At 76.0% G+C, this 4,675-nt stretch carries 3 protein-coding genes; 2 read left to right on the forward strand and 1 reads right to left on the reverse strand.

The window, feature by feature from the left end:
- The first annotated feature begins 1,062 nt into the window (after positions 1–1,062).
- Positions 1,063–3,237, forward strand: coding sequence for a DEAD/DEAH box helicase (locus ACFU6K_RS31815; RefSeq protein ID WP_380668914.1), 2,175 nt, complete (start codon positions 1,063–1,065; stop codon positions 3,235–3,237).
- A 223-nt stretch (positions 3,238–3,460) separates the two neighbouring features.
- A complete protein-coding gene (locus tag ACFU6K_RS31820; protein ID WP_380668916.1) occupies positions 3,461–4,315 on the forward strand; it encodes a TIGR02452 family protein in 855 nt (284 codons plus the stop codon).
- Here the strand turns inward: ACFU6K_RS31820 and ACFU6K_RS31825 are convergent.
- On the reverse strand, positions 4,312–4,647 hold the full coding sequence (locus ACFU6K_RS31825) for a hypothetical protein (RefSeq protein ID WP_380668918.1): 336 nt from the start codon (positions 4,645–4,647) through the stop codon (positions 4,312–4,314). The genes ACFU6K_RS31820 and ACFU6K_RS31825 overlap by 4 nt on opposite strands.
- Between the last annotated feature and the right edge of the window lie 28 nt (positions 4,648–4,675).

Raw genomic sequence — 4,675 nt, forward strand, 5'->3', positions numbered from 1 at the left:
CGGCGCCCCTCCCGGGCGGGCGAGCTTGGGCGCTGCCCGTGTCCCGCCGGGCCGGGCGCGCGTTGGGCACCAAAAGCGGCCGCGCGCGAGTGGGCGGCCCGGGTGGGGCGGTAGAGAGGGACCTCAGTGGCTTCGGTACGGGCGGCACGGACGGTGCGGGCGGTACGGGCGGTGCGGGTGCGGCTGGCCGCGGCGCGTACGGCCCCGGGGCGGGCGGCGGCGCTCCCGCGCTCGCGCGCGGTACGGGCGGCGGCGCTGCTGACGGTGACCGGGCTCGGGCTGACCGGGTGCATGTCCGTCGGCCCGGCGGCGGAGGAGAGGCACGGCGTGGCGCCGGTCGGGCAGGCCGGTCCGGCGGCCCGGCCGGGGGCGACGGGCGGGCCCTCGGCCTCGCCGGGGGCCGGGCACCCGGGCGGGGCCCCGGGGCACCCGGAGCGGCCGGGGGGCCTCCAGGGCGAGGGCGGGGCGAACGGGTCCACCGTGACGGCGCCCGGTGAGGCGGCCCCGGGGGCGAACGGCGCGGTGGCCGGGGTGGTCCCGGTGCCGGGGTCGGGTGCTCCCGACGGCGGTCCGGGCGGCGGTTCGGCGGGCGGTACGAACACAAGTCCCGTGCCGCACCCGGGCGGTGGCCCGGGCGGGTCGGGCGGTACGGCGGGCTCCGGCGGTACCGGCGGGGCGGGCGGCACCGGGGAGGGCCGCTCCGGCGGCGGTTCGGCCGGGACGCCCTCGTCCACCCCGAGCAGCCACCCGTCCGGCACCCCCGCGCCCGAGCACAGCTCGCCCGCCGCGACGGTCCCGCCGGCCCCGGATCCGTCCTCCGGCAGCTCCGGTTCCTCGGCCCCGAGTCCGCGGGCAGTCGCGCGTTAGGGGATTGAGCAGGGGGTTTGCCTCCGATCCCCAGGTTCGTCTATGGTGGTAGATCGTTCGTTTGATCCATTTGACTGGCGCCCTATTCCCATCTGGCGCCCTTGGCGCGTTCCGGCGATCCGTGGCTGACCGCATAGAGGCGGTTGTGAAACAGAACCCCGGACTTTGGCGCGTGCCACTTCCGGAAGGTTTTGCATGTCTCTCGTTGACGACGCCCGCTTCGCCATGCCCGCGAACGAGGCCGCCGCCGATGTCACCGACACCAACGACACCATCGACACCGCCGCGGACGAGGTGATCGCCGAGGCCGTGGAGACCGTGGAGGCCACCGAGGAGGCGGCCGCCGAGCCCACCATCACCTTCGGCGACCTGGGCCTGCACGACGACGTCGTGCGCGCCCTCGCCAAGCGCGGTGTCACCACCCCGTTCCCGATCCAGGCCGCGACCATCCCGGACGCCCTGGCCGGCAAGGACGTGCTGGGCCGTGGCCGCACCGGCTCCGGCAAGACCCTCAGCTTCGGCCTGCCGCTGCTGACCCGCCTGGCCGACGGCGAGCGCACCAAGCCCAAGCACCCGCGCGGCCTGATCCTCGTCCCGACCCGTGAGCTGGCCATGCAGGTCGCCGACGCCCTGGAGCCGTTCGGCTCGGTGCTCGGCCTCAAGCTCAAGGTCGTCTGCGGCGGCACCTCGATGTCGAACCAGATCTACGCGCTGGAGCGCGGCGTCGACATCCTCGTCGCCACCCCCGGCCGTCTGCGCGACCTGCTGAACCGCGGCAGCGCCAAGCTCGCCGAGGTCCGGACCGTCGTGCTCGACGAGGCCGACCAGATGGCCGACATGGGCTTCCTGCCCGAGGTCACCGAGATCCTCGACCAGGTGCCGGCCGGCGGCCAGCGCCTGCTGTTCTCCGCCACCCTGGAGAACGAGATCGACACCCTGGTGAAGCGCTACCTGAAGAACCCGGTCACCCACGAGGTCGACCCGTCGGCCGGCGCGGTCACCACCATGACCCACCACATCCTCGTGGTGAAGCCCAAGGACAAGGCGCCGATCACCAACGCGATCGCCGCCCGCAAGGGCCGCACGATCATCTTCGTCCGCACCCAGATGGGCGCCGACCGCGTCGCCGAGCAGCTGATCGAGGCCGGTGTGAAGGCCGACGCGCTGCACGGCGGCATGACCCAGGGCGCCCGTACCCGCGTCCTCGGCGACTTCAAGGACGGCTACGTCAACGTCGTCGTCGCCACCGACGTCGCCGCCCGCGGCATCCACGTCGACGGCATCGACCTGGTCCTGAACGTGGACCCGGCCGGCGACCACAAGGACTACCTGCACCGCTCGGGCCGCACCGCGCGCGCCGGCCGCTCCGGCGCCGTCGTCACCCTGGTGCTGCCGCACCAGCGCCGCGGCGTCTTCCGCCTGATGGAGGACGCGGGCGTCGACGCCTCGCGCCACATCCTCGACCACGCCTTCGACGCCGAGGTCGCCAAGATCACCGGCGCCCGTTCGCTGACCGAGGTCCAGGCCGAGAGCGCGGCCGGCATCGCCGGTGCCGCCGAGCGCGAGCTCGCCGACATGACCCGCCAGCTGGAGCGCGCGCAGCGCCGCGCCACCGAGCTGCGCGAGGAGGCCGACCGCCTGGCCGCCCGTGCGGCGCGCGAGCGGGCCGAGCTGGGCATCGAGGACGAGGAGCCGGCCGCCGAGGCCGAGTCCGGCGAGTCGGCCGAGGCCGGTACGGCCGTCGAGGCCCCCGCCGCGCCGCAGGCCGAGGACCGTGCCCCGTCCTACCGCGAGGCGCGCAGTGAGCGTCCGGCCTTCGGCCGCGACCGTGACCGGGACGACCGCGGCGGCCGCTCGGGCGGCTTCGGCCGTGACCGCGACGACCGTGGCGGCCGTTCGGGCGGCTTCGGTGGCGGTCGTGACCGTGACGACCGTGGTGGCCGTTCGGGTGGCTTCGGTGGTGGCGACCGTGACCGCGGTGGCTTCAACCGTGACCGTGGCGGCTTCGGCGGTGGCCGTGACCGTGACGACCGTGGTGGCCGTTCGGGTGGCTTCGGTGGTGGCGACCGCGACCGCGGCGGCTTCAACCGCGACCGCGACGACCGCGGCGGCCGCTCCTTCGGTGGCGACCGTCCGGCCCGCTCCTTCGGCGACCGCCCGTCCTTCGGCCGGGACCGTGACGAGCGCGGCGGCAGCAGCCGTCCGTTCTCGCGCCGCGACGACCACCGCTCCGGCGGCCGTCCGCAGTCCGACCGCGGTGGCTTCAACCGCGACCGTGGCGGCTTCGGCGGTGGCCGTGACCGTGACGACCGCGGCGGCCGTTCGGGTGGCTTCGGCGGCGACGACCGCAAGCCGCGCTGGAAGAACTGACGCCGCACCGGCGGTGACCGACCGCCGACCAGGCCGAACGTACGGCCGGGCCGACCGCACGGCCGGGCCGAACGCGTGAAACGCGTGAAGGGCCCGCTCCTCCCCCGGAGCGGGCCCTTCGCGTTTCCCCCACGCAGACACCCCGCCATCCCCCCGGGGTGTTGTTCTGGAAGTGAGAATAACCTGTGGCGCACGGGCGCGGTAGTCCCGTAGCGTCGCGGCCATGAGCAGCAGACTGCACGACGTGGCACGGGTGAACGAGGAGATCGCCGAGCGCGGGAGCTACCGGACGGCCGGGGGCGAACTCGTGCGGGTGGGGGAGGAGTTGGCGGCGGCGAAGGCCGGCACGGTGTCGTACGCGCCGGAGCGGCTGGACGCGCTGCTGGCGGAGGACGGTCGCGGGCCGGGGCCGGGGCCGGCGGCCGGGCGGATCGAGGTGACGGCCGAGGGGAGCGTCCAGGCCGCCCGCCGGCTGGTCGACGCCGGGGCGGGGCCGGTCGGGGTGCTGAACTTCGCCTCCGCGCGCAACCCCGGCGGCGGCTACCTGCGCGGCGCCCGCGCCCAGGAGGAGGACCTGTGCCGCAGTGCGCTGCTGTACAGCTGCCTGCTGGAGGCGCCGGACTACTACGAGGCCCACCGGGCCTCCACCGACCTCCGGTACAGCCATCGGGTGATCGTCTCGCCGGCGGTGCCGGTGATCCGGGACGGGCGCGGCGAACTGCTGGCGCGGCCGTACCCGGTCGCCTTCCTGACCTCGCCCGCGCCCAACGCCGGTCAGCTGGAACGGCGTTCACCCGGCACGGAGGTCCGCGGCGTGCTCGCCGAGCGGGCCGTGCGGGTGCTCGCCGCGGCCGCCCGGCACGAGCTGCGCACGCTGGTGCTCGGCGCCTGGGGCTGCGGGGTGTTCCGCAACGACCCGGCGCAGGTCGCCGAGGCCTTCGAGGGGGCGCTGGCCCGGTACGGGGCGGCCTTCGACCGGGTGGTGTTCGCGGTCTGGGACCGCGCGCCGGTCTCGGCGAACCGGGCCGCCTTCGAGGCCCGGTTCGGTGCGGGGCGCGCGGTCGAGGACCGGCCCTAACGCCTGCGGGCGGAGAGCGCCGTCGCGGCCGTGGAGGCCGCCGCGACCACGCCGGTCACCGCGAAGACGGACGGCCAGGCGCCGATCTTCTTGGCCAGCGGGTGCGAGCCGCCGAAGGCCGCCACGTACAGGCCGGTCAGCGCCGCCGCGGTGCCCGTGCCCGAGCTCCGGCGCCACTGGGCGGCCGCCCCGGCGCCGGCCACCGCCAGCACCGCGCCGCCCAGTTCGCGCCGGCCGCTCCAGCGGGCGACGCCGTAGCCGCCGACCAGACCGCTCGCCGCGGTCAGCGCGGCGGGCGCGGCGGCCGCGAGCACGTTCGGGACCTTCGCCATCGTCGACTCCACTCGTAGGGGGCTGTGT

The sequence above is a fragment of the Kitasatospora sp. NPDC057512 genome, assembly GCF_042802135.1.
Classification (GTDB): domain Bacteria; phylum Actinomycetota; class Actinomycetes; order Streptomycetales; family Streptomycetaceae; genus Kitasatospora.